The following is a 4,684-nucleotide window of genomic DNA, read 5'->3' as shown; positions in this document are numbered from 1 at the left end:
GGGATTGCCCGCAGTTAACCCTCACTACTAGCCAATCACTTGACTAGCAGGGCTTGCTGATATATTTAATTAACTTTAGTTATAATTGGTTAAATAAATCGTAACAGTTAATTACCCTTTCTTCTTAAAATAAATTTTCATAATCGGTTTTTTTGCAACAAAAAAACCTCTCCGATAAGAAGAAGTTACGTATATCTTCGTCTTATCTCCCAGAACAAAAATGTTCTGCTGGAATTAGCACCTGCATCGCGGTTGCTGGGTTTCATCGGGCCAGTCCCTCCACCTCTCTGGATAAGAAAATATTCACTTTAAATTTAACTATACGTAATTTTATTATAATTGTCAAATAAATATAAAAATTATATTTTCTTCTTTATTGTTCATACTACAAAAAGATGTACAAAAGGAGGCTACTACGTTGCAAAAGAATGCTCGTGGATACGTACAAGATTCTTTTCAATCATTACAAGAAGCAAAACATTGTTTAGAAGATGCATTACAAACTGTTGAAGAAGATTTTAATCGTGCACGTATTGAACAATCCCTTTACGCTGTAGAACAAGCATTACAAAGATGCGATTATACCGTTCATATTTTAGAACAAGAATGAAAACTTCCCATCAAAAGATGGGAAGTTTTTTTTCAAATGGCATACTTCATCATTATTACCGTTATGATTAAAAAATATACAGAATTAACAATTTCTAAAATCCCTACTTTTAATATAGAAATCTTTTTGCCATACAACATAATGGCCCGAATGACACTTGGTACAAATATGAGTGAACACCACGGATTTATAGTAAATACGATTACCGTTAATATAATATGATATCCCCAAGATATAAAACGATACTTCGGATTATTTTTTTCACGAATCATCGTTTTCACATAAAACGTACTTCCTAAAAAATATAGAAATGAAATAAGCGCAATGAATAATGCGGTTCTATCAATAAATTTCATTGAGAAATAATAACTTATTAAGCCACCTATACAAAACACTATAATCGCACAAACATCATTTAGTAATGCTCGTTCATTTTTTTGACGAGCGTAATACATATTTACAATAAACAATGGAATCATTAATACTGCGAATAAAAGAATTCGCCATTCATATAATAAAGAAATCATCCCAAATACGAATGCAATGATAAAATAAACAATGGCAGCATGTAGAAATTCTTTTTTTCGTCTTTGCCTTATATACATGAGAAATGGATAAGTAGCTAGATAGATAAAGAACCAGGCTAAAAACAATGGGATATGATAAAAAGTAGGTTTACCAAGTAATACACTTAATAGAAATGGTATGACAAACATCGCCCATGCTCCATGTTGCTTCGGAATAACTAACTTCATTAACTATACACCTCCCTCTTGAAAATAGTTCTCACCTACTATTATACAAATAATTTTATAGGATAACGGATGTATATTGGATCTATTTTCTGACAATAAAAAATGCTCCTTACACTATGTAAGAAGCATGAAAGAGGCAAACGAATATGTAAGTCGCGACCCTACCTTATATGAGTATGCTTTTCTATGTCACGTTATGCTCATCTAATATACCGTATTTCTTTTTAAATCTTGTGAGGATCGTAATCCATGACGTGCTAAATAACAGAAGGAAAATAACATTCGATATCGCATGACTCAGATCAAAGTAAAAACTTGCGACATAGTAGGAAATAACTGTTTCCCACGTTGCTTCTTGTATAAAACCAAGAAGACCCCACAAATTCATAATCCAGCCAAATAGAAATCCAACGGCAAATCCATATATGAGTCGTCCCCATAGTTTTTTCATCAAAAATGTATTTCGGAGTAATCCTGCTATAAAACCGATCATGCCCCAAGAGAACATTTGCCACGGAGTCCACGGACCTTGTCCTAAAAAAATGTTAGATACAATAGCCGCCGTTGCCCCAATCATAAAGCCAGTTTCACTCCCAAAAATAATTGCAGAAACGATAATGACAAAAGAAGTCGGTTGTACACTCGGTAAAATAGAAAATGGTACCCGGCTAACCGCTGCAATCGCCGCTAACACAGCAACGATAACAATTTCACGTGAAACAAACGCCTTCCTTTCAAAACGGACATAGAAAGGTAACATAATGATAGCTAATAAAAACAAACTACTTACCATGTAATACCCGTCCATAATAAGAGTCGTAAAGAGTAGTGTACATATTACAACAGCAAAAATAAATATTATAAATGCAACATATCGTTTGGACACGCTTCGTACACATCCTCCCACGTTAATGCAAATGGCAACTCTCTACGGATGAATCTATTAATAGATGTTGTATAAAAGAAGTTACCACTAAAGAACTCTTTCGGTGCATCATTCATAATGACTTTCCCGTCAAATAACATCATACATTGATCAACGTATTTCGCTGCAAACTCAATATCGTGCGTTGCCGTTACAATTGTTGTACCTTCTTTTTGCAACTGTTTAAATAGCTCTCCTACTCTTTCCTTTTTCCATGGATCTAGTCCCTTTGTCGGCTCATCCAGTAATAATAACGTTGGCTTTGACAATAACGTTGTACATAATGCAAGTAGTTGCTGCTCTCCACCGCTACAATCATGTGGATGGCGCTCTTTAAGTGAATCTAACCAGAACTTTTTCAACATTTCTTCTGCTATTACTTTTCCCTCTTCGCCATATAATTCATTAGCACGCTCATAAACCTCTTCCCATACTGTATCAAATGTAAAATGATAGTACGGATGTTGCGATACGTACCCTATACTTTTAAATCGTTCTTTCGAATCAATTTTATGTATCACTTTTCCATTCCACTTTACCTTACCTCTTCTAGCTTTTTGCAATCCTGCTAAAATCGTTAACAGTGTAGACTTCCCAGTTCCGTTTTTCCCAACTAGAGCTGTCCATTTTCCCTTTTCGATGTTCACTGTTAAATCTCGTAAAATAAGTGGACTATTTTTTTCATATTGAAAAGATATATGTTCTGCACTTAAAATTACTTCTTGCTTTTCACATTGTTCTACTTGCCCATTCCTATATGATATCGCTGAAAAATCATTCATTTTCATTTGCGCTTCTCGCACTGTAAATGGAATCTCTTTCACATTCCACTCTAAAAACAATCTTGGAATTTGCGGAATGAATGGACGGAACTTTTCTACTTCCCACATGTTCGCTATAACCGTTTTAGGGCTACCATCATAAACGATTCGGCCCTTATCCATACAAACGACACGAGTCGCTAGCGACATCACCTCATCTAAACGATGTTCACTTAAAATAATCGTAATTCCAAGTTCTTCATTAATACGCTTTAACAATCCTAAAAACTCTTTCGCTGCAATCGGATCTAGTTGCGCTGTCGGTTCATCCAGTAATAGTAACTTCGGCTGCATGACTAATACCGCCGCTAAATTTACTAGTTGTTTTTGACCACCAGATAAAGTATGAACAGATTGATGTAACAAATCTTGAAATCCTAAAAAGCTAATGAGTTCCGCTATTCTTTGTTGAATAATATGTGATGGTAGCCCGATATTTTCTAAAGAGAATGCTAATTCTTGAATAACTGTATCCATTACGAGCTGATTTTCTGGATTTTGAAATACCATACCAATTTCTTGTGCAGATAATAAATCAGGTACTTCTTCTAATAAAGCACCACCATAATATGTATGTCCAGAACGCGTGCCAATTGGAAGTAACTCCTTTTTGAAATGCTTTAATAAAGTTGTCTTCCCAGAACCTGAACCACCAGCAAGTACTATAAATTCTCCTTTTTGAACAGAAAGAGAAATATGCTGTAACGCTTCTTCATTTTCATCAGCATATATAAATGATAAATTCTTTATTTCTGCATGCGCCACCATATCCATTCCCTTCCTTCCATTACAATAGGTAAACTAATAAACATCATAAATAGGAAAAACATCATTCCATCGTATTGCTGGAACAGTATTGATTCCACTTTCGGATAAATGATTAACTTTCCTCCGCCGTAATAACTAAATATGAATGAGGCTATAAATAGAATACTTAAATAACTTAGCGTGTACCAATCGCGTCTTTCCATTCTATATCGAATATAAGTCGTACGTTTCGTTACACCAAATCCGCGAGCTTGCATAGAATCTGCTGTTTGTAGTGCATCTTCTAACGAACAAACTAATAACACTTGCAGTAACTTCATCCCATTTCTTATACGCTCAATGAGTGAACCTGAATCTAATTGTACACCTTTCGTTTTTTGGACGAGTGTAATTTTCTTTAACCGCCTAATAAACAAAGGAACAAATCGCACTGTAATCATCGTTAACAATGCAACTTTCGGTGAAATTCTTGAAAACAAATATAAAAATTTATGACTCGAAATAATATCGTTATAAGAAGCAAACGTAAACATAATCGTAACTAATAATAGCCCCATAACAAGCCCAAACATAACTGCCTCAAGCTTAATCCGGCTATCTCCTAACCAAAATAACGTAGTCGCCCCTCTATGTGTTAATAAAGAATTAAATAAAATTACCATTAGAAAGAATACGATAGTACTAGGCAGCATGTTTCTTATTTTCTCGCCATTTCCTTGTACTATATTTAAGATTACTATTAGTATAATCGCTCCAATTAAAAAAAGAGGATGAAGACACATCATACATAGTATCATCACCCCAA

At 34.6% G+C, this 4,684-nt stretch carries 5 protein-coding genes and 1 riboswitch; of the genes, 1 reads left to right on the top strand and 4 read right to left on the bottom strand.

Translation table 11 applies throughout. The features are described from left to right. Positions 1-199 precede the first annotated feature (199 nt). Positions 200-298: riboswitch (SAM riboswitch) on the bottom strand. Positions 299-418: 120 nt separating this feature from the next. After that, positions 419-610, top strand: coding sequence for a hypothetical protein (locus tag AB3X48_RS18145; RefSeq protein WP_002110871.1), 192 nt, complete (start codon positions 419-421; stop codon positions 608-610). A gap of 32 nt (positions 611-642) precedes the next feature. Here the strand turns inward: AB3X48_RS18145 and AB3X48_RS18140 are convergent, their stop codons facing one another. The 4 genes from AB3X48_RS18140 to AB3X48_RS18125 all read right to left on the bottom strand — a co-directional run. Beyond that, positions 643-1,365 (bottom strand): YwiC-like family protein, encoded by a 723-nt coding sequence (locus AB3X48_RS18140; protein WP_367959782.1) that lies wholly within the window; start codon positions 1,363-1,365, stop codon positions 643-645. A gap of 184 nt (positions 1,366-1,549) precedes the next feature. Then, entirely contained in the window at positions 1,550-2,251 is a 702-nt protein-coding gene (locus tag AB3X48_RS18135; protein ID WP_088099348.1) for an ECF transporter S component, read from the bottom strand. Continuing rightward, positions 2,224-3,885, bottom strand: a complete 1,662-nt coding sequence (locus tag AB3X48_RS18130; RefSeq protein WP_133059515.1) for an ABC transporter ATP-binding protein — start codon at positions 3,883-3,885, stop codon at positions 2,224-2,226. The genes AB3X48_RS18135 and AB3X48_RS18130 overlap by 28 nt, the downstream gene beginning before the upstream one ends. Next, a partial coding sequence (locus AB3X48_RS18125; protein WP_367959781.1) for an energy-coupling factor transporter transmembrane component T occupies positions 3,858-4,684 on the bottom strand: 827 nt, incomplete at its 5' end. The genes AB3X48_RS18130 and AB3X48_RS18125, both read right to left, overlap by 28 nt.

It is taken from the genome of Bacillus sp. S4 (genome assembly GCF_040838205.1).
GTDB lineage: Bacteria > Bacillota > Bacilli > Bacillales > Bacillaceae_G > Bacillus_A > Bacillus_A cereus_U.
Note: the sequence above shows the minus strand (reverse complement) of the source record. Positions and strands in the feature narration are given on the sequence as shown.

Bases quoted from the DNA above. Each gene is read 5' to 3' on its own strand.
- AB3X48_RS18140 (WP_367959782.1), bottom strand. From the start codon at position 1,365: ATGAAGTTAGTTATTCCGAAGCAACATGGAGCATGGGCGATGTTTGTC.
- AB3X48_RS18130 (WP_133059515.1), bottom strand. From the start codon at position 3,885: ATGGATATGGTGGCGCATGCAGAAATAAAGAATTTATCATTTATATAT.